General features: G+C 37.8%; 16 protein-coding genes. 7 read left to right on the top strand and 9 right to left on the bottom strand.

Going from position 1 to position 22,240, the window contains the following annotated elements; translation table 11 throughout:
* Window positions 1-10: 10 nt before the first annotated feature.
* Together B3P17_RS15440 and B3P17_RS15435 are read left to right on the top strand one after the other, a co-directional pair.
* On the top strand, window positions 11-1,348 hold the full coding sequence (locus B3P17_RS15440; protein WP_252636600.1) for a MutS-related protein: 1,338 nt from the start codon (window positions 11-13) through the stop codon (window positions 1,346-1,348).
* 14 nt (window positions 1,349-1,362) lie between these two features.
* The gene (locus B3P17_RS15435; RefSeq protein ID WP_252636599.1) at window positions 1,363-2,484 is read left to right on the top strand and encodes an aspartate aminotransferase family protein; all 1,122 of its coding nucleotides are present in this window, start codon (window positions 1,363-1,365) and stop codon (window positions 2,482-2,484) included.
* 30 nt (window positions 2,485-2,514) lie between these two features.
* Here B3P17_RS15435 and B3P17_RS15430 read toward each other — a convergent pair whose 3' ends face one another.
* Together B3P17_RS15430 and B3P17_RS15425 are read right to left on the bottom strand one after the other, a co-directional pair.
* Entirely contained in the window at window positions 2,515-2,928 is a 414-nt protein-coding gene (locus B3P17_RS15430) for a DUF2752 domain-containing protein (RefSeq protein ID WP_252636598.1), read from the bottom strand.
* A 63-nt stretch (window positions 2,929-2,991) separates the two neighbouring features.
* Window positions 2,992-3,375: a CD225/dispanin family protein gene (locus B3P17_RS15425; RefSeq protein ID WP_006842542.1), complete on the bottom strand. Its 384-nt coding sequence runs from the start codon at window positions 3,373-3,375 to the stop codon at window positions 2,992-2,994.
* A gap of 124 nt (window positions 3,376-3,499) precedes the next feature.
* On the opposite strand from B3P17_RS15425, the gene B3P17_RS15420 reads away from it, so the two are divergent.
* Together B3P17_RS15420 and B3P17_RS15415 are read left to right on the top strand one after the other, a co-directional pair.
* Window positions 3,500-3,886, top strand: a complete 387-nt coding sequence (locus B3P17_RS15420) for a GH25 family lysozyme (protein WP_291106207.1) — start codon at window positions 3,500-3,502, stop codon at window positions 3,884-3,886.
* Window positions 3,859-4,242, top strand: coding sequence for a GH25 family lysozyme (locus tag B3P17_RS15415; protein WP_291106296.1), 384 nt, complete (start codon window positions 3,859-3,861; stop codon window positions 4,240-4,242). Before B3P17_RS15420 ends, B3P17_RS15415 begins: the two co-directional genes overlap by 28 nt.
* Before the next feature lie 69 nt (window positions 4,243-4,311).
* Here the strand turns inward: B3P17_RS15415 and B3P17_RS15410 are convergent, their stop codons facing one another.
* The 4 genes from B3P17_RS15410 to B3P17_RS15395 all read right to left on the bottom strand — a co-directional run bounded on the left by B3P17_RS15410 (window position 4,312) and on the right by B3P17_RS15395 (window position 10,413).
* Window positions 4,312-6,372, bottom strand: a complete 2,061-nt coding sequence (locus tag B3P17_RS15410; protein WP_252636596.1) for a M13 family metallopeptidase — start codon at window positions 6,370-6,372, stop codon at window positions 4,312-4,314.
* Between the two features lie 14 nt (window positions 6,373-6,386).
* On the bottom strand, window positions 6,387-7,055 hold the full coding sequence (locus tag B3P17_RS15405; protein ID WP_252636595.1) for a GDSL-type esterase/lipase family protein: 669 nt from the start codon (window positions 7,053-7,055) through the stop codon (window positions 6,387-6,389).
* An 11-nt stretch (window positions 7,056-7,066) separates the two neighbouring features.
* On the bottom strand, window positions 7,067-9,004 hold the full coding sequence (locus tag B3P17_RS15400; protein ID WP_291106201.1) for an ABC-F family ATP-binding cassette domain-containing protein: 1,938 nt from the start codon (window positions 9,002-9,004) through the stop codon (window positions 7,067-7,069).
* Window positions 9,005-9,087: 83 nt separating this feature from the next.
* Entirely contained in the window at window positions 9,088-10,413 is a 1,326-nt protein-coding gene (locus tag B3P17_RS15395) for a hypothetical protein (protein WP_252636594.1), read from the bottom strand.
* Between the two features lie 146 nt (window positions 10,414-10,559).
* Between B3P17_RS15395 and B3P17_RS15390 the strand changes: the two genes are divergently transcribed.
* The 3 genes from B3P17_RS15390 (at window position 10,560) to B3P17_RS15380 (ending at window position 16,127) form a co-directional block, all read left to right on the top strand.
* Window positions 10,560-12,065 carry a helicase HerA-like domain-containing protein gene (locus B3P17_RS15390; protein ID WP_252636593.1) on the top strand — a complete coding sequence of 502 codons (1,506 nt, stop codon included), beginning with the start codon at window positions 10,560-10,562 and terminating at the stop codon, window positions 12,063-12,065.
* A gap of 210 nt (window positions 12,066-12,275) precedes the next feature.
* Complete coding sequence (locus B3P17_RS15385; RefSeq protein ID WP_252636592.1) at window positions 12,276-13,172, top strand: class I SAM-dependent methyltransferase; 897 nt, start codon at window positions 12,276-12,278, stop codon at window positions 13,170-13,172.
* 303 nt (window positions 13,173-13,475) lie between these two features.
* The gene (locus B3P17_RS15380; protein WP_291106196.1) at window positions 13,476-16,127 is read left to right on the top strand and encodes an AsmA-like C-terminal region-containing protein; all 2,652 of its coding nucleotides are present in this window, start codon (window positions 13,476-13,478) and stop codon (window positions 16,125-16,127) included.
* Window positions 16,128-16,209: 82 nt separating this feature from the next.
* Here the strand turns inward: B3P17_RS15380 and B3P17_RS15375 are convergent, their stop codons facing one another.
* The 3 genes from B3P17_RS15375 to B3P17_RS15365 are packed head-to-tail and all read right to left on the bottom strand — an operon-like array spanning window position 16,210 to window position 21,903.
* Window positions 16,210-17,589 (bottom strand): efflux transporter outer membrane subunit, encoded by a 1,380-nt coding sequence (locus tag B3P17_RS15375; RefSeq protein WP_252636590.1) that lies wholly within the window; start codon window positions 17,587-17,589, stop codon window positions 16,210-16,212.
* Window positions 17,582-20,734, bottom strand: coding sequence for an efflux RND transporter permease subunit (locus B3P17_RS15370; RefSeq protein WP_252636589.1), 3,153 nt, complete (start codon window positions 20,732-20,734; stop codon window positions 17,582-17,584). The genes B3P17_RS15375 and B3P17_RS15370 overlap by 8 nt, the downstream gene beginning before the upstream one ends.
* Entirely contained in the window at window positions 20,731-21,903 is a 1,173-nt protein-coding gene (locus tag B3P17_RS15365) for an efflux RND transporter periplasmic adaptor subunit (protein WP_252636588.1), read from the bottom strand. The genes B3P17_RS15370 and B3P17_RS15365 overlap by 4 nt, the downstream gene beginning before the upstream one ends.
* Window positions 21,904-22,240: the final 337 nt, after the last annotated feature.

Genomic DNA, 22,240 nt, shown 5'->3' with positions numbered 1-22,240 from the left:
AATAGATTGAATGGAATTTAAAATTGATAGTCAGACATTAAAGGATCTTGAACTTTTTGAAACAGTAAAGGGAGGAAAGTCTATATTCAATTTATTCAATCTTACCCGTTGTTTAGGTGGTAAAAATAAGCTTTATGATTTCCTGAGATATCCTCTTTGTGACTATCTTGAGATAAACGAAAGAAAAGAGGCAATATCTTTCTTTAGTTCCAATCAGATAAAAGAAGAATTGGAAATAGATAAAAATTCTCTTGATTTCGTAGAGCATTATTTAATACAAGAGAATTATCCGACAACGCCACCATCCAAATTGGGTGCTATAGAGAAAAAGTTTATTAATAAATTAAACCCTAAGAATGAATATTATATAGTTGAAAGAGGTGTTGATTATACTATCGATATGATAAACATAATATATCGTTTTTCTAAAATGTTGACACAAAAAGAGTGTCCGACCTTAATAAAAAGAAATAATGATAAAGTTCTGGCTTTGTTCTCTGAGACAGAATATTCAGAGATACTAAAGATCAAAAGCCTCGAAAAGATTGATAGTTATAGTACTGCAAAGTATGATTACATATTTCGCTATACGCATAAAGAACGAATTCGTTTTTTACTTCATCTTATATATGAATATGATGCATTTATAGCAGTAGCAAAGGTCGCTAATAAGTATAAATTCTCTTATTCAAATATATTGCCATCGGGTCAAAATAGAATGCAAATAAATGGATTATTTCATCCCTTTGTAGAGAATTCTGTAAGGAATGATGTAGGGTTTGAATCAGAAAGGAATATAATTTTTGTAACAGGACCTAATATGGCAGGTAAATCTACGTTCTTGAAATCTTTAGGCGTTGCTGTATATTTGGCTCATGCAGGTTTTCCTGTACCTGCGGAGAAAATGGATATTAGTGTTCTAACAGGGCTATATACAACTATAAATATAGCAGATAGTCTAAATTCGGGCTATAGTCATTTCTATTCTGAGGTGTTGAGGGTAAAATATGTGGCGAACGAATTGAAAGAAAACAGAGCATTGGTTATATTTGATGAGTTATTTAGAGGTACTAATGTAAAAGATGCTTATGATGGAACTTTGGCTGTTGTTGAAGCATTAACTGAGGTGAAGAATTCGTTCTTTGCAGTATCTACTCATATTGTAGAAGCAGCTTATAAATTGAACGATACATCGAACATACAATTTGCTTATTTAGAAATTATAAAGCGAGATAATATTCCCGAATATACCTATAAACTAAAAGAAGGGATTTCTGAAAACAGACTTGGAATGTATATACTTCAGCAAGAGAAATTGATAGAGACAATAAAAGAAATAAATAACTAATTAATATATAGAAAATGAAATTATTTGATGTGTTCCCATTGTTTGATATTAACATAGTGAAAGGTAATGGATGCTATGTATATGATGACAAGGGAAATGAATACCTGGATTTGTATGGAGGGCATGCTGTGATATCGGTTGGGCATACTCATCCGTACTATGTAGAAAAACTAACAAATCAATTGAATAAACTTGGGTTTTATTCAAACTCAGTAATAAACAAATTGCAACAGGAGGTTGCCCAGAAACTTGGAGAACAATGTGGCTATCCCGATTATTTTCTGTTTCTGATAAATTCGGGTGCAGAAGCAAACGAAAATGCCATAAAACTTGCTTCTTTCCATAATGGACGAAAAAAAGTGTTGGCCTTTGCCAAAGCGTTTCATGGGCGCACTTCAGCTACGGTGGCAGCTACAGATATTCCGGCATATTCAGCTCCTGTGAATATGAATCCGAATTATGTGTTTGCTCCATTCAATGATATTGAATTTATAAAGAAAGAGCTTGCAACTAAAGAGTATTCATCTGTTTTGATTGAAGGTATTCAGGGGGTTGCGGGAATAAAAGTGCCTGAAGACAGCTTCTTAAAGCAGCTTCGTGATGTTTGTACCGAGACAGGAACTATTCTTATATTGGATGAAATACAATCGGGATATGGGCGTAGTGGTAAATTCTTCGCTCACCAGTATGCAGATATACAAGCTGATATTATAACTGTAGCTAAAGGTATCGGTAATGGTTTTCCTATGGCAGGCGTGCTTATCAATCCGATGTTTAAGGCTGTATATGGTCAACTTGGTACTACTTTTGGTGGAAATCATTTGGCTTGTGCTGCAGCTATTGCAGTATTGGATATTATGAAAGAAGAGAAGCTGATAGAGAATGCTTACAATGTTGGTGAATACCTGATGCAAGAGTTGAAGGAGATCCCTCAGATAAAAGAAGTTCGTGGACGAGGTTTGATGATTGGGATAGAATTTAATGAACCTATTAAAGAGAAACGTTCGAAGCTTCTTTTCGAAGAGAAAGTCTTTACAGGAGCTACAGGAACTCATGTGTTCCGCTTATTGCCTCCACTTTGTTTGACTATCGATCAGGCAAATATATTCCTCGAAAGATTTAAGAAAGTAATATAATGCAAAGTGGCGAAAGCCACTTTCTTTCTTTTACTGAGGAGGAGATAAGTAAATAAAAGGAGATATGGGGATGTTCCGTAGGATAAAGAATATGACCAATCCGGCGATAAAGATATATCCCAGCTTCTCTGAAAAGTTAAAGTATTTGAGATATTTCTTATTCTTTAATATGTAAACCTGAGCTAAGAGGAAATATATATATAGCAGGAAGGGGAGTATAATTATTAATAGAGCATTATACCGTAATGCTTGCAATATATTTCCGTGTAGCAGATGATAAAAAGATCGTTGCCCGCCACATCCCGGACACTGAAGTCCTGTGAACTCGTGAAAACTACACTGTTTGCTCCATATATTCCCTGTTGTTGCATAATAATTGTAATAGACAAATGCTATGATTAAAGGAATAGCTATGATAATGATATATCCTATATATTTTCTCATATAAAAAAGGAAAGGTAATTGCTACGATTACCTTTCCAAATATATTAATTATTTAGTATTTATTTATTCTGCATATTTTAGAACCTCTTTGTATTGTTCCAGTACAGCATCCATTCCGCCTGTGATAAACATAATAATACCATAGATTAAATTGAGTGCGAATAATCCGATGGCAATCAGGGCAAAAATCTTAGCCTTCTGTGCATTTCCCTGTGCTGCTTCATATTCTCCGGCATTATATTTTGAGTCTACTTGTGTCGAAAACACGATTGCAATAACACCTAATATGAGTCCTATACAGCATGGTGAACAGAGTCCAAGTACTGTACCTACAATTGATAATACCAAGTTATTATCAGGTTTAACAGGTTTAGCAAAATCATCTAAATTATTAGCCTGATAGGGAGAAGATTGGTAACTTTGATTTTCTGAGTTAAATTCTGACATAACTATCTGATTTTTAAGATTAATAATTTTTATCAAAAATAAATATAATTTCTACATATTAAAAGAAAATAGTAATTATTATCTTCACTAAAAATAATATTATCGTGTTAACTTTAATATCTGTATGAAAAAGAAACTCATCATATATTCTTCCCTTGGTGCGATATTGATTATAGCTCTTGTTATAACCGGCTTATACTTTGCTTATACCAAAGGATATATACGAATGAACTACCCTTCTTTTGAGGAGTATCCGGTACAAGGCATAGATGTTTCTCATCATCAACAAACAATTGATTGGGGAAAATTAGACAAGCGATCCGTTCAATTTGCTTTTATAAAAGCCACAGAAGGAGGTAATCATAAAGATTCTCTTTTTCAGGAAAACTGGAGACTAGCCATTCATCATAATGTACCGGTAGGNNAGGTGCTTATCATTTTTTTACATTTTGTAAAGATGGGGATGCACAAGCCAGAAATTATATTCATTATGTACCTAAGGATAGTATAGACCTTCCGCCGATTATTGACTTGGAGTATGGTGGGAATTGCCAGCAGGAAAATCGCAAGGAAGATATTATAGCAGAAATTGCAAAGTTTATAGAGATCTTAGAAAATCATTATCAACGAAAGGTGCTTATCTACACTACAAATGAGTTCTATAAGAACTACATGATCGGGCAGTTCATGGATAATCCCATTTGGATAAGAGATATAGTTTCTAAGCCAAAGCTGCCTGATGGGCGTAAATGGTTGTTTTGGCAATATACGAATAAAGGGAAAATAGAAGGCATAAAAACGGATGTTGACCTGAATGCATTTGCCGGAACTAGAGAGGAATTTGATCAACTGATAAAAAAAGACTGATATATAAGGGTATAAAATAAAAAATGGGTTCGCAGAAAACGAACCCATTTCTTTTAAAACCTATTTATATTACCAGATATCAGCTCTCTTTTCTTTTGGAATATATAGAGAATCTTTTTCTGTGATATTAAATGCTTTATACCATGCATCGATATGAGGTAATGTACCGTTTACACGCCATTTTCCTAAAGAGTGCGGGTCTGTTTTTGTGCGACGTAGGATTTCTGCATCACGAATATTACCTGCCCATACTCCTGCATAAGATAAGAAGAAACGTTGAGCCGGAGTAAAGCCGTCTATTTTATCGCCTTTCTTAGCTTCATCTGTTTTTTCGAATGCATTGTATGAAATTTGAAGTCCACCAAAGTCTCCGATGTTTTCGCCCAAAGTAAATGTTCCATTTGCAAATACACCCGGAAGAACCTCTATCTTGTTGAAGTGTTGAACAAGCACCTGAGCTCTTTCGTTGAATTTCTTAGAGTCTTCTTTTGTCCACCAGTCCGACAGGTTACCATCTTTGTCATATTTAGATCCTTGATCGTCAAATCCGTGAGACATTTCATGACCGATAACAACACCGATAGCTCCATAGTTAACCGCATCATCTTCGTTTAAATAGAAGAATGGCGGTTGTAGAATTCCCGCAGGGAAACAAATTTCATTTGTTGTTGGATTATAGTATGCATTCACCATTTGTGGAGGCATATGCCATTCGCTCTTATCTACAGGCTTGTTGATTTTTTTGATCATTTCGTTATGATCGAACTCACTTGCCCGTACTACATTTTCCCAATAAGAGTCTTTCTTTATATTAAGCGTTGAATAGTCTTTCCATTTGTCCGGATAACCAATCTTAACTGTAAAAGAGTTCAGTTTTTCCTGAGCTTTAGCTTTCGTTGCATCGCTCATCCATGTCAAGTTGTTGATGCGTTCGCCCAATGTTACTTGTAGATTTTTCACCAACTTCAGCATTCTTTCTTTAGCTTCAGCAGGGAAGTATTTTTCTACATACATTTGACCTACAGCTTCACTAAGAGCTCCATCAACAACTCCTACAGCACGCTTCCAACGAGGCTGTAATACTTTGCGGCCACTAAGTTGTTTTCCGTAGAAGTCAAAGTTTGCATTTACAAAGTTGTCGCTAAGATACCCGGCTGCAGAATTTATCAAGCACCATGAAAGATAAGCTTTCGACTCATCGATAGGTAGTGTATGGATCAAATTTACGGCTGTTGCAATCGGTTTAACCTGAGCTACATTGATCTCTGTGAAGTCTTTAGCATCGGCTGCATCAAAGAAGGCTTTCCAGTCAAAATTAGCTACTGATTTATTCAAATCGGTAACATTCATTTTGTGATAATTCAATTCTGGAATTCTGGTGTCTTCTTTTTTGAAGTGATCTTTTGCTAAAGCTGTTTCTATTTTTAGAACTACGTCAGCTGATTTTTGTGCATCAGCTTCGCTGTAGCCCGCATTTACAAATTGAGTCTTTATCAAGTTGAGATATCCCTTACGGATAGCAACCGATGTAGAGTCTTGTGCAACATAGTAATCACGTTCACCTAATCCCAGACCTCCTTGGTATAGTTGAACAATATTCATAGAACTATTTTTGTCGTCGGCACCTACATATAGACCAAAGAATGGAGAGTTCGCATACTTTCTTAATTCTCCGGTTAGTTTTACTATATCAGCCGTTGTCGAAGCTTTGTTTATATTATCCAACTGAGCTTTTATTGGTTTAGCTCCGTCGGCATTCAGCTTCGTACTATCCATTCCCAACGCAAACAGGTCTCCAATCTTTTGAGCAATAGAACCTTGCTCATGTTTTGTTTTACCCAATTCTTCGATAAGACCTTTTACTTGCTCTTGGTTTCGTTCAGCCAATTGATCAAACGAGCCATAGCGTGCATATTCGTCTTTCATAGGGTTTGCTTTTGCCCAACCGCCTGTAGCGTATTGGTAAAAGTTATTGCCGGGGATAGCTGTAATATCCAGATTGGCAGTATCAAATTTCTGTGCGATATTCATAATATCTGCATCCGAGTCCTGTGCGCTTGCCTTTTGTTTACAGCTCACTTGCGTTAGAGCGAGAGCGGCAATCGGTAAATAGAAATAGATTTTGTTCATATAAATTAAATTAGTTACTCTTCTACATATTTTCGTATTTGGTCTACCCAAACTGTATATCCGTTATCGTTCAGATGCAATCCGTCCGTTGTGTACTTTGCATCTAAGGTTCTGTCTTCGCTCAAAAATGCAGGATAAATATTGATAAAGGTTATATTCTCCTTTTCACAGAAAGCTTTTAACTCTTTATTCAACTGTTCTATCTGCCATTCTTTATTCAACATTCGTTGATACACATTTCTATTGTTGTTGATTGGCAATAGACTTTGAACATAGATTTTTGTATAAGGCGAGCCTGTTTCTATCTGGTAGATGATAGACTTGATGCCTATCATTATTTTCTCATTCGATCTGCTGAGAGATATATCATTGATTCCTGCCATGAGGAATACCTTCTTTGGCTTAGCAATTATAATTTCGTTTAACCGATTGAGCATACCCAATGTATTGTCACCAGATATACCTCTGTTTACAGGTTTTTGAGTAGGGAAGTATTCATTCCATTTCCCGCCTTGTGTCAAACTATTTCCTAAGAATATTATTTGCCCATTAGTCAGAGGGTTTGCCTTGAAGTAAGCCATTCTTTCGAGATAGGTTTTATTTTCAAGGATATTTTCTTGTATTTCCTGTGCCGATAAAATCATTGTACAAAATAACATCAAAATTGATAATATAGTTCTCATAGAATGCAAATTTAGTCTTTCGAAATGTTTTGAAGTTCAACTGTCAATTCTTCCCATTTGAGCATATCGTCTTCCAACTCTTTTGTTAATAGCCCATGCCTTTCGAAAAGAGAAGCATCGGCTGCACCTTCGGGTGTTGTTAGTTTAAGTTCTATTTCGGCTATTTCGTTCTCTTTACTTTCTATAGTTTTTTCTATATCCGAAATCTGCTTTTCTACTCGTTTGATTTGACGGCCTAATTCTTTTCGCTCTTCGTAAGATAGCTTATTTACAGATTCTTGATCTGTAGTCTTATCAGATTCATTAAGTGGAGATGTAGACACTTCAAGTTCTTTGAGGCTATCCATCTTTTTCTTTTCAAGAAATTCATAGATTCCGCCTAAGTGCTCTATTACTTGTTGGTTACCAAATTCATAAACTTTTTCTACAAGCCCGTTTAAGAAATCTCGATCATGGGATACTACGATAACTGTTCCGTCAAATTCTTTAATTGCTTTTTTCAAAACATCCTTCGAACGCATATCGAGATGATTGGTCGGCTCATCGAGAATAAGCAGATTTACGGGTTCGAGTAGTAAGCGTATCATTGCCAAGCGGCTACGTTCTCCTCCCGACAAAACTTTTACTTTTTTGTCAGATGCTTCGCCACCAAACATAAAGGCTCCCAGTATGTCTCTGATCTTAGTTCGGATGTCACCTACAGCCACATAGTCTATTGTTTCGAACACGGTATGATCCCCGTTTAATAACTGTGCTTGATTCTGTGCGAAGTAGCCTATTTTCACATTATGTCCTAGTTCGAGTTTGCCTTTGAAGTCAATCTCGTTCATGATGCATTTCACTAAGGTAGATTTCCCTTCTCCATTCTTCCCAACAAAAGCTACTTTGTCTCCTCTATGTATTGTAAATGTTACATCTTTGAAGATCAGATGATCCCCATAGCTTTTTTCCACATTTTCTACAATTACAGGATAAGAGCCTGAACGTGGTGCGGGAGGAAATTTAAGATTCAGCATAGCATTATCTTCATCATCTACTTCCAACCGTTCTAGCTTATCCAATTGCTTTATGCGTGATTGTACTTGTACTGATTTTGTCGCTTTGTAGCGGAAACGCTCTATAAACTCTTCGGTTTTCTGTATTTGCTTTTGCTGATTTTCAAAAGCACGTATTTGATGCTCGCGGTGCTCCTGCCTCAGTTCCACATATTTGGTATAGGGTACTTTATAATCGTAAATACGTCCGAGAGATATTTCTATTGTGCGTTGGGTTACAGCATCCAAAAAAGCACGGTCGTGCGATACAAGTAAGACAGCATTGGCTCGGGTCGAAAGAAATGTTTCGAGCCACTGAATCGACTCTATATCAAGGTGGTTGGTCGGCTCGTCGAGCAAAAGTACGTCAGGACGTTGAAGAAGCAGTTTGGCTAATTCGATACGCATACGCCATCCTCCGCTAAACTCACTGGTTGGACGTTCAAAGTCTGTACGCCTAAATCCCAGACCAGTCAGTGTTTTTTCTATTTCTGCCTGAAAGTTACCGCCCCCCGACATCATAAACTCCTCGTTGAGATAAGATGATTTCTCTATCAGGTTGTGATAGGCTTCCGATTCATAGTCGGTTCTTTCAGCCAACTGTTTGTTTACATAGTCTAATTCGGTTTCTATCTTCTGTATGTGAGAAAATGCTAAAGAAGCCTCTTCAAAAACAGTATTACCTTCTTTTAGGGTCATGTGCTGCGGCAGATAACCAATCGTTATGTCTTTGGGCACGGAAAGATTCCCTCGTGTAGGAGCTTGCAGCCCTGCAAATATTTTAAGCATGGTTGATTTACCTGCTCCATTTTTACCAACAAGGGCTATTCTTTCCTTCTTGTTGATAACAAAAGATATATCGTCAAAGAGGCTGAAACCTCCAAATTCTACCGTTAGTCCTTCTACTGAAATCACATCAATTAAGTTTATAAAACGTACAAAAATAGTCAATTTTACTGCATCTGGCTATTTTTGATCTTTATTTTCAGCGTTGAAGCCTATTTCGACTCGAATTGTATATCAGATCTTTCGAGTTTTTTATATCTTATGTCTAAAACATTTAATATGACAGATAATACAATAAGCATTTCGAATGGAAAGCTAAATCGTGAATTTGTTCCGTATGTAACAAAAGCTTGTAGTATCGATGCTGTGAATACTATTATAGATATTGTAAGTTGAGGGGTAATTTTCTTTTGCTTTATACCTCTGGATATATTGTATGGGATGAGGATTATAAACGCAATCTTTATTAATTGTAACAGAATCCTTTCTAAGTAGCATATATACAATAGTATTTCATTGGCATGAGGAATAGCAAATTTATCATATTCCCAATACAATGATGTTTTCCAAAAATCACGCCACGAGATAAAAACCTGCTGCAAGTACGCTGTCTGGTTCTCTTTAATTGTAGCAATACTATAATTATAAAGCCTGTTGGATAAGTCGGGGAACGATAAGCCGGTTTCCGATTCCAATTCAGGGTATGCTTCCCAGATAGTCATTGCTATTTCCTTGTCCGAAATTCTATTGTCTCTATACTTGGCATATATATTGCCTATTGGAGCATATTCGGGTGTTGTTTTTTCTGCAAAGTTGACACAGTTTTGAGCAAGATTGAATCCGTAAAAAGTTGTGGAGGTGAAATAGCCTGTATTCTTTTTGTTTACATAAGACCAACCTAGAAAAACAAAAAGAGGAATTACTAACATAAAAGACAGTTTAGTTAAGAGAGACTTGAAAGAACTTACATTTAATAGAATAAAAAAGAGAATTACGGGTAAGAATATATAAAAAGGCTTTATCAAAACAAGGTATCCACACAATATACTTAGTCCTATGTATTGATCCGACTTTCCGCTTCGAATTCTAAAAAACAGATACAATATAATTGTTACAACGAGTAATGTAAGTGTTTCTGTAAGAATAGCTACCTCAAAGAAAATAGTTGGTAAATAGCAACTTAATATAAGAGTTAAATAAAAAGATATTTTTTTGTTCAACCTCACCGATAGGCATGTTTTGTAGAAGTAAATAAGAGTAACTATTCCTATAATAAACTGTATTGCACCCGTTGTAGAATAAGAGATATTACTTAACGCAAGTAAAATAGGATATCCCGGAGAACGTTGGCCTTCATAGCCTGAAAAATCAAAATTGAGTATTCTCTTAGCTAACTCTACATACCCTTCACTATCAGGATAGAGGGTTATATACTGATATAAAAAGGCAACAACTAAGCGAACTAAAGTACCGACAATAATGATGCTTTTTATCGGATTATCTGTTACCCATTTTCTTATTTTAGCGAATGTGTTCAATAAATTCTTTTTGATAAAATTAAGCTTTATATCGATTGGTGATGTGTATTGCAATAAATAATTATTTTTGTAATACCATTAGCGAACTTTTTATACTCCTTTTTGATTTTATATAATAAGAAAACAAACTTAAAAAATATAAGCCAATGTATGATAATGAAAAAAGAGCTTTTATAGCTATTTCTCCCGAACAGGAAGTCTGTATGGTTCCTAAAATGGCTAATCGACACGGACTTATCACCGGAGCCACAGGTACAGGAAAAACAGTAACATTGCAGACCTTAGCCGAGACATTCAGTAAAATGGGAGTTCCTGTATTTGCAGCAGATGTGAAGGGAGATTTATCTGGTGTAGCCGCCGTTGGAGGAAATAAGGAGAGCGTTACCCAACGTGTAGAATCATACAAATTGGCAGACAAAGGATTTAAATTTCAAGATTTCCCTGTTCAGTTTTGGGATGTCTTTGGAGATCAAGGAGCACCTATCAGAGCTACGGTTGCAGATATGGGGCCGCTTCTATTAAGCCGGCTTTTATCTCTCAATGACACTCAATCGGCAGTTCTTACTATTATCTTTAAATTGGCGAAAGATGAGTCTTTAGATATCATCGACTTGAAAGACTTACAAAAGCTATTGGAATATGTAGGAAATAATGCTAATCGTTTTACAACAAGCTATGGCAATATCTCTACGGCAAGTATTGGAGCTATACAGCGTGGATTAATTGCGTTAGAGCAAGAAGGTGCTGATAAATTCTTCGGAGAACCAAATCTGAATATCGACGATCTGATACAAACAGTAGGAGAGAAGGGCGTTATAAATATATTGGCAGCAGATAAGCTGATGAATTCTCCACGTGTATATACTACATTCCTGATGTGGTTGATGACCAAGCTGTTTGAAGTGATGCCCGAAGTGGGAGATCCGGATAAACCAAAACTGGTATTCTTTTTCGATGAAGCTCATTTACTTTTTAGTGATGCCCCGAAGGCATTGTTGGAAAAGATAGAGCAGGTTGTCCGTCTCATTCGTTCGAAAGGGATAGGCGTCTATTTTATATCACAGACTCCTGCAGACATTCCCGACTCTGTATTAGGTCAGTTAGGGAATCGTGTACAACATGCATTGAGAGCCTATACGCCGAAAGATCAGAAAGCCGTCAAGGTTGCGGCGCAAACTTTCAGAGCGAATCCTAAATTTGATACAGAACAGGCAATCTCGGAACTGGCTACGGGAGAGGCTTTAGTCTCGCTATTAGATGAAAAAGGTCGACCCAATATGGTCGAAAGAGCTTTTATTCTACCTCCTGAAGGGCAAATCGGACCATTGGATACTGCTGCCCGTAATCAGATGACGCAGGGTTCTATATTGTATCGCCATTATGCACAAGTAGTAGATAGAGAATCAGCTTACGAAATCTTAACTGAGCGTTTGCAAGGTACTTTGAGCGAGAAAGAACAAGTGGCGCAGGATAAAGCAACCGCAAAAGCTCAGAAAGAAGCCGAAAGGGCACAGCGTGAACAGGCTAAGATTGACCAAAAGAATGCTGTAGAAAACAAACGATTCTGGAGTAGAATGGCAACGACAGTGCTTGTCCCTATTGCCAAACAGGTGTTGAACGTGTTTCTCAAAAGCTCATCAAAGAAAAGATAGAACCTGATATATATAAATTATAGAAAGACAGTCGACAGGAATCAACCATTCGGCTGTTTTCTTTATAGATACAATCTTGTTTATTTTTTTTCAAAATTTACTGTCGGATTAATTTATCGTCCTACCTTTGTAGTCTTGAACCCAGAAAACAATAAAATCTTCAAATACGAACATTTGTTGAGCATTGATTTCGNNTAAAAGGAAATAAAGATGCAATTACTCAGACCGCAGCATTGGAAAGATTATGAACTGATCGACTCGGGCGATTATGAAAAATTAGAACGTTTTGGTAAATACATTATCCGACGTCCCGAACCACAGGCAGTATGGCGTAAGTCTCTGCCCGAGAAACAGTGGGAGGACGCATCCGATGCCACTTTCAAGAAGGAGAAAGGAAAGACTTCTCAAGATGGCAACGACAAAGGAGTTTGGGTACAAAAAAATGGAATGCCCGACCAGTGGTTCATCAACTATCAATATAAGGAAATGAAGCTTCGGTTTCGTTTAGGTCTTACATCTTTCAAGCATGTAGGGGTGTTTCCCGAACAATCGGAGAATTGGGATTTCATATACGATACAGTTCGAAGCCTCAATGTTTCTGAACCAAAAGTCTTGAATCTTTTTGCATATACAGGTGGAGCTTCAATTGCGGCTAAAAGTGCAGGAGCTGATGTGACGCATGTAGATTCTGTGAAGCAAGTAATCACGTGGTCGCGTGAAAATATGGATGCTTCTGATCTTCATGATATACGCTGGATTGTAGAAGACGCTCTTAAATTTTGCCGCCGCGAAGTAAAAAGAGGAAAGAAATATAACGGGATAATACTAGACCCTCCTGCGTATGGTCGTGGTCCTGATGGCGAGAAGTGGATATTGGAAGAGAATATAGCCGAAATAATGTCTCTTTGTTCGCAATTGCTGGAGGATTCCAATTCATTTCTTATACTAAATCTATACTCTATGGGCTTTTCTGCTGTGATAGCTGATAACCTTATAAAGGATTATTTTCCAGATGTCAAAGATCGCACGTACGGAGAACTGATTGTTCCTGAAAAATCCGGTAAAAATTTACCTCTGAGTATTTATATCCGTTTTATCAGAAAATAGTGTCACTTTCTGTATCTTTGCGTTTCTCGTGTAAGGGTCTTGTATATATGGTGTTATATGGATTTTTGTGAGCAAAAGGTGACAAAAGTGACAGTTGTTTCATTCTTTTTATTTGTAACTTTTGAGATGTTTCTTTTATTACATTTACTCATAATATATGATAACTTTCAAGAATAATCTTTCATGATATAGCTATATACGAACATAATATATTTCATAACATGACTTATAACAAAATTGCGAATAAACCGTTAATAAAATAAACAAACACAAATACATAGTATAAAAATCGAAGAGAAAAGTATGAAAAAAGCTCTAACTATTGCGGGGGTTGTTGTCGTTGTGCTTATAGTGGCTATGATAGCAATTCCTTTCTTGTTTAAAGATAAAATCAAAACTGCCGTATTGAATGCCGCAAACGAAAAACTAAACGCTACAGTGGATATTAAGGATTTTGGACTGAACTTGTTTTCCAATTTTCCTAATGCAACACTCTCCCTAAACAATGCTTCGGTAGTAGGTGTCGGAGACTTTCAGAAAGATACACTATTGAGTGCTAAGTCGGCAAGTGTTACTATCGACTTGATGAGTCTTTTTGGCAGCGAATATAATATATCCAAAATCAATCTGGATAAGGCTTCTATATATACAAAAGTGCTTGAAGACGGACGTGCCAACTGGGATATAATGAAGGTTGACTCTACTGTATCTGCTTCAACCGAAAGTGAATCTGCTTTCAAACTCAATTTGAAAAAAATTACGGTCAACGATTGTAGTTTTGTTTACCAGAACGATTCTACAAAGATGAAAGTGACACTTAATAAATGGAACGGAGACCTGCATGGCGATTTTTCAGCTAGCGAAACAACATTAAATACAAATTCTACTATCGGCGAAGTTACATTTGTTATGGATGGCATTCCATATTTGAATAAAATACAAGGTGTGGCCGATGCTACCATCAATGCGAATCTTGATAAGATGGAATTTGCCTTTAAGGAAAGTAACCTACAACTAAATGATCTTAAAGCATCTATTGATGGTACTTTTGCTATGGTGGGTAAGGATTATGAAGATATGGAGTTCGATCTTAAGCTGAATGCGCCGGATACCCAATTTAAAGATATCTTATCTCTTGTTCCGGCGATGTATACAGCCGACTTTAAAGATGTGAAAACATCAGGAACAGCAAAGTTGGAGGCATATATCAAAGGTCTTATGCATGGTGATAGTTATCCAGCGTTTGATGTAAAGATAATGGTGAACGATGCGATGTTCCAATACCCTTCTTTACCCAAAGCTGTTAATAATATAAATGTTGCTATGGCGATAAACAGTAAAGGAGGCTCGTTGGATAATATGATTGTTGATATCAGTAAGTTTAGTTTCAATTTGGGGGGGAATCCTTTCTCGGGAAGCCTGAATGTGTCCACTCCGATGAGCGATCCTAACCTGAAAGCACAGGCAAATGGGACGATTGATTTAGGTATGATTAAAGATGTATACCCGTTAGAGAAAGGTACAGCTTTAAATGGTAAGATGACTGCTAATCTGAATGTTGCTGCTCGGATGTCTGCAATCGAAAAAGAACAATATGAGAATGTATCGGCAGCAGGTAGTTTGAAATTGAGCAATATGACTTATAAGTCTCAAGACATGCAAGATGTGGTGATTAACGATGCCGGATTGGAATTTTCNNGCTATGTAAATCTATCGTCACTGAACCTGAAGATTGGTAAAAATGATCTGTCAGCTACAGGACGACTCGAAAATTTTATTGCTTATGCATTGAAAGATCAAACACTGAAAGGTCAGTTGAATATAAAATCAAACTATCTGAATGCGAATGATTTTATCAGTAGCGAAACTGCCGGAACAGAAGAAACAGCATCATCAACAACAGAAGACATTATTATTCCTAAAAATATAGATTTTGTATTGAACGCAGCCCTCAACCAAATTGTATATGGAAAAATGAATATTACAAATATGGTTGGCAATATCACTGTTAAAAATGGAGTGCTTACTCTTAATAATGTTGGCGCTAATGCTTTGGGTGGTTCTTGTAAGGTTAGCGGAACGTATGATACATCAAGCCCTAAAACTCCGAAGGTTAACTTTGATTTGGCTTTGTCGAAAGTGTCATTTACAGAAACATTCAAGTCGGTAGAATCTGTGCAAAAGTTTGCTCCTATATTCGAAAAATTAGGAGGAACATATTCTATGAACTTCAAATTTAATACATCTTTAGGTGAGACAATTATGCAGACTTTAGCGGGTCTTACAGGTAGTGGTGCATTACAAACCAATGATGTGAAGATAGAAGGTGTTGAGGCTTTGACCGCTTTGTCGTCTTCATTGAAAACTGATGCTTTGAAATCATTCTCTACAAAAGATTTGAATCTGCCTTTTACTATAAATAATGGAAAACTGAATACCAAGCCTTTCAATGTAAACTTTGGCAATGGAGGTGTTATGAAATTAGAGGGGGCTACTGGCCTTGATCAAAGTATCGACTATAAAGGCACTGTTACGCTTCCTAAATCGCTAGCAAATCATTACGTGTCGTCTGTCCCGATTACAATAGGCGGTACATTTACAAATCCCAAAATTGGAATAGACACCAAGGCGTTGGTTGCCGGAGCTGCTTCGTCTGCCGTAAATGAGCTTTTGGGTGGAGAGAAAGGAGCTCATATTTCAGCGAAGGTGTCTGAAGAAAAAGCGAAACAAATAGAAAGGATTAGATCGGAAGCGGATGCGACTGCAACAAAGTTGGTGGTTGAGGCTGAGAAACAATCACAGGCTTTGGAAGAAAAGGCAGGAAGTAATCCTCTTGCAAAAGCCGCAGCTAAGGCGGCAGGAAAGAAGCTTGTAGAAGAAGCTAAAAAGCAAGGTCAGAATTTGAGAGATAAAGCCGAAGAACAAATAAAGAAAGTAGAAGGCACGGGTAACTGATAAATAATATAATTAAAAGCTGTCTGAAAAGAAGACTCAAAATGCCAATATACAATACAAATCTTCTTTTCAGACAGTTTTTTTAGTCCCTATTAAGCCCTCCACCCAATGCTTTGTAGAGAGCAACTAACGAATAGAGTTCGTTTAACGTAGCATTGTTCAAAGCTATCTCGGCATCGAACAACTGACGTTGAGCATCCAGCACATCGATATACTTAACAGCTCCATTTACATATTGCAACTTAGCCAGCTCGTGATAAGAGTTAGCTGAATTGTATAAAGCTTCTTGTGACAGATATACCTCTTTCATTTTATTGAACGTAATGATAGAGTTGTTTACTTCCTTAAATACATTCAATACAGATTTTTCGTAGCTATATACTTCTTGCTCGTATGCAGCCTTTGCCGCATTATGTTTTGCTTTGTTTTTACCCATATTGAATATAGGGCCGGTAAGTACTCCCGAGATAAACCATGTCGGACTTTTAAGAAAGTCTGTCAGTTCGGTATTTTCTCCACCTAAACGCCCTGTAAGTCTTAACGAAGGAAACATATCCGTGTAGGCCATCCCTACTTTAGCATTAGCCTCTATCAGCTTTTGCTCTGCCTGTATCATATCCGGACGGCGTTTCAGTAGCGACGACGGTAAATCGATAGGTAGGCTGGCTGGAACTTGCAGGTGGCTAATGTCATCTTTGCCTCTGGGAATGTTTCCGATGGGAAACTCTCCAACGAGTACAAAAAGATCATTCTCTTTCAGTTTTATCTCATTTTCTAGATTTGGAATCAGCGTTTCGGTACGGGCAAGTTCAACAAGGCTTTGCCTGTATGGTATTTCAGATGTCAAACCACCTTCGTAGCGCAATTTGGCAAAACGAACTCCTTCACGTCTGGCATCCAGAGTCTGTTTCACTATTGTAAGCTCTTTATCTAATGCTTTTAATTCAAAGTATGCCTGAGCAACCTGTGCTACGATGGTTAGGTGCATGGCTTTTTGCGCTTCTACCGTTTGCAGATATGCAGCAATTCCGGCTTCGTTGGCCCATCTCAGTTTGCCCCATATATCCAATTCCCACGATACATTAAGATTGGCTCTTAGCTCAGGTGAATATTTTTTCGAATCGCCACCATAGTTCAGATATTCCTTTTGCCCTGCCACTTCAGCCCCTACTTCAGGGAATAGGTTTGCAAATGATATACGTTTGTTTGCAGCCATTTCTTTTATGCGGGCAGCTGCTATGAGCATGTCTTTGTTGTGGTCGAGAGCTTTTGTGATGAGTCCTTGTAATACAGAATCCTTATATAGAGCACTCCATCCGATGTCAGAAGCATTCCCCTCATTCGTTATTTTTGCATCGAATGCCTGAGGGATATTCATTTCGGGCTGTTCGTATTTCTGACCTATTTTACAAGATGAGAGTAATACTATGGAAATGAGTAGTATATATGTAAGTTTATTCATTGTTATCTCTTTTTATAAGTTTCTTTATTTTCGGGAATTTAGGAAACTTAAGTTCCGGAATCTTAAACTTATCCTTTACTTTATATACTATCACAAAGAAGAATGGCACAAGTATTATTCCTAATGTTATAGCTACAATCATACCGAAAAATACACCTGTTCCTATCGAATGCCTACTTGCTGATCCCGGTCCGGAAGCTATTACCATCGGTAACATACCCAGTACGAATGCTAAAGATGTCATCAATATCGGGCGGAAACGTAATTTGGCTGCTTGCATTGCTGCAAATATTGGTTGCATACCTGCATCGACCTGTATCTTGGCAAATTCTACGATCAGAATAGCATTTTTAGCGGCTAATCCGATTAAGGTTACGAGTCCGATCTGAAAATACACATCATTGTCCAGTCCTAATATCCAAATGCCGATAAATGCTCCTAGCGCAGCAATGGGTAAGGATAATATCACAGAAATTGGTACAGTCCAACTTTCGTATAATGCAGCTAAGAACAAGAATACAAATATCAGAACCAGTATTAAAACTGTACCTGTTTGCCCGCTAGCCTTTTGTTCCTGAAAAGAGAGACCGCTCCATGCTACCCCGATATTAGCGGGTAGGTGTTCTTTTGCGATGTTTACAATTTCGCTCATCGCTTGTCCCGAGCTATGTCCTGCCGAAGGGGTAACCTGCATAGATGCCGATGTGTACATATTGAAGCGCGATATATTCCCCGGTCCTGTGGTATAGCTGGTTTTACCCAAAGCTGTAAGCGGAACCATGTCTCCACTTTTCGTTTTCACGAAAAAAAGATTGATATCGCTGGCTGTTGCCCTGTATGATTGATCGGCCTGAATGTATACTTTGTATATGCGGTTAAACATATTGAAATCATTTACATATACTGACCCCAGATAGGCTTTCATTGTTGAAAAAATATCAGACATTGGCACTCCGAGTAGCATTGCCTGATCACGGTCTACGTCAAAATATAGTTGAGGTATTTCTGATTGTAGAGAGGAAGATACATTTGAAATGATCTTAGACTTATTTGCATAATACATAAAAGTATCAGACGCAGCCACCAGATCGTCCCATTGAGCATCGGAGCGGGCTTGAAGCTTCATTTCAACGCCACCTGCCGATCCGAGTCCCGGAATGACGGGAGGGCGACTCACAAATGCTCTTATTTCGGGGTAATTGTAGAATTCTTTTTGAGCATCACGCATCACTTGATCCACTCCCGTACTTCTTTCTTTCCACGGTTTAAGGATAACCGTCAGTGTTGTGCGTCCCTGATTGGTTCCTACACGAGGGCTTGATCCTGTCACATTTTGTACATACTCTACTGCTTCATGATTGTCCAGATAAGCTACAGCTCTATCCGTAACCGTTCGCATACGCTCTAGTGTTGTGCCTTCGGGCATTTCAAGCTCTACGGTAAAATAACCTTGATCTTCTTGCGGAATGAAACTGGTAGGAACTATTTTATTCAATACGAAAATAAATACAAGCACCATACCAAATGCAGCCATCGTACGTCTAGGGTTGTTTATAACCTTTAGTAAGATATTGGCATATTTCTTATTGCCATTCCCTAGCCAGATATTTATTTTGCGGAAGATGAAGTGCTTTTTCTTTTTCGATGGCTTTAATATTATAGCACACATGGCAGGACTAAGTGTAAGAGCTACTACTGCAGAAATAAGTACCGATACGACAATGGTTACAGAGAATTGCCTGTAGAGTGCTCCAGTTATCCCGTCAAGGAAGCTTACCGGAACGAATACAGCAGCCAATACTAACGATGTGGCAATCAAAGCGCCTGTCAGCTCTTTCATTGCCCTGTGTGTGGCTTCCCGTGCATTTACCCCCTTCTGTTCCATAATACGTTCTACGTTCTCGACGACGACAATCGCATCATCCACAACAATACCGATCGCTAAAACTAATCCCAAAAGAGTCAGCATATTAAGGGAGAATCCCATCATAAGCATAAATCCGAATGTTCCTATCAAGGAAATAGGCACGGCAACTATCGGAATAATAGCCGCACGCCAATTTTGTAACGAAAGGAATACTACTATAATAACAAGCGTCAGAGCTTCGAACAATGTTTTATAAACTTCGTGGATAGATTCTCCGATGTATTCCGTCATATCGAAAGGTATCAGATAATCTAAGCCTTCGGGAAAATCTTGTTTTATATTTCCCATGGCTGCCTTTACTTCATCCGCTACTTCCATCGCATTAGCACCGGGAAGAAGATAGATGCTCAACATGGTTGCATATTTGCCATTCAAACCACTTTCTGTACTATATGATGATGCTTCCAGAGAGACTCTTGCAACGTCTCTCATGCGTATGAACGAACCGTCGTTGTTGGCTTTTACTACAATATCTTCAAATTCACTCACTGTAGACAAACGTCCTTGTGCTGTGATGGGCATAGTCACATCCACATGAACAATTGGTTGTTTACCGAGTTCACCCGCAGCCGACTCTCTATTCTGATCTTTTAGAGCATCCTGCAAATCTTTGATTGTTAGTCCAAAACTGGCGAGCCTGTCCGGATATACCCATATTTGCATGCCATAATATCGGCTGCCGACATTCGAAACACGTCCCACTCCGGGTATACGCCTGATAACGTCAAGTATATTTATAGTTGCATAGTTGCTTAAGTATATCTCGTCATATTTAGGGTCGTCAGATGTCAAAGCAATAGTCATTAATTGTCCGGGTGCTTGCTTTTCAACAGAAATCCCACCTTGTAGAACTTCAGCCGGTAGACGACTTTCGGCTAACTTTACCCTGTTTTGTATTTCTACTGCTGCGAGGTCAGCATTGGTATTTACATCAAACGTAACGGTGATGGATAGTCCTCCCGAATTGGAACTGCTTGATTCCATATATATCATACCGGGCGTACCGTTCAACTCTTGTTCGATGGGTGTTGCCACTGCTTGAGAAACTGTTGTTGCATTTGCTCCCGGGTAAGAAGCTCCTATTTTTACAACGGGAGGTGTTATTTGCGGATACTGTTCTATCGGCAATAGTACCAGCCCAATGATACCTATAATAACAATCAGTAAGGATAAGACGGTAGAAAGTACAGGCCTGTCTATAAATAATCCCGGCTTCATTTTTTATCCTCCTTCTTCTTTTCATCCGCTTTCTCGAGAGCCTCTATTTTTGCTTCCTCTTTAGTAGTCCTCGATATAACCTTTTGTCCGTGAGTAAGCTTTTGATATCCTTCTACAACAATGTGCTCATTCGGACTCAATCCACGGATAACTACTATCTTATTATCATGTTCGGGGCCGGTCTCTACATAGCGTTTTTCTACTATACTGTCCGGACGTATAACGAATATATGAGCTCCTCCTTTTTCTATCGAAATAGCTTTGCGGGGAATAACGACAACATTCTCCAATACATTTAGTAATAGTTTTACACGCGTGAATTGTCCCGGTAGAAGAACCTGATTGGGATTAGGCAATACGGCACGAACGCCAAAAGTTCCTGTTTTAGGGTCAACAAGGGGGGATGCAAAGTCTACAATTCCTTTTTCGCTGTATACAGAGTTGTCTGCAAGCGTAACAGTAACAGTTGGCTGCCACGACCGAGTTGTATCCAGTTCGCCTAAATGCACATTCCTGCGTTGACTTCTTAGATAGTCGAGAGAAGTAAGTTTGAAATCGACCAATACGGTGTCTCTTTTTACTACTGTAGCCAATAACGACTTCGAATTTCCTACCAATGTTCCTATGTCCACATACCGTTCGCTAATATAGCCGGATAGGGGAGACCGTACCACTGTATAGCTTAACTCCAGTTCGGCTTGTTCCAAGTCGGCTTTACTCATAGCCACATCAGCTTTCGACATATTCAGTGCAGCTACTGCATTGTCAAGGTCTAGCTTGCTGGCAGCATTTTGATTATATAAAGGTTCTATTCTTTTGAGATCACTTTCTGCTTTTAGAGCCTGCGCTTCATCTCTTTTTAGCTTTGCTTTTGCTTTTTCAACTTTAGCTTTGTAAGTTCTGTCGTTAATGTAAAATAAAGGTTCTCCCGCTTTCACTCCTTTTCCTTCATTAAAGGTCATCTTTTCGAGGAATCCCTCTACACGTGCATGAATTTCCACATTACGTGATGCTTTAATAAGGCCCACGTATTCTCCGTATATTTCGAAATTATCTGTTGTTACAGTTTCAACTTCAACAATTGGAGCCTCGACTTGAGTTTTTTTACATGCGCATAGTAGTAATGTACTAAGTAAGGTGATAGATAAAATACTTTTTATGTTATTCATAAATAATTAATTGTAGTCAAATCTTAAACAACCCATTAAGCTTTTTTGTTTAACATATATTGAGTTTATATTATTTCTTTTAGTGTACAGGGGACGGCAATTTAGAGTCTTCTATAATTGTGTATATATATCGTATAGAAATTGTCTTCGTTTCGAAATAAGTTTTGCTAATTGCAAATGTCCAGCATATCATCGCAAATGTACACATTCATTTAATATATTATGTATAATGGTTATATTAAAGATTATAAAAGGTTGATAAACAAAATATATGTTACAATCCGATTGCAATCGTTTGCNNCAAAAAGCAGCTTTTTATAAAATCTTTTGATACAAA

The sequence above is a fragment of the Dysgonomonas sp. UBA7630 genome (genome assembly GCF_002483985.1).
Taxonomy (GTDB): Bacteria; Bacteroidota; Bacteroidia; order Bacteroidales; family Dysgonomonadaceae; genus Dysgonomonas.
Note: the sequence above shows the minus strand (reverse complement) of the source record. Positions and strands in the feature narration are given on the sequence as shown.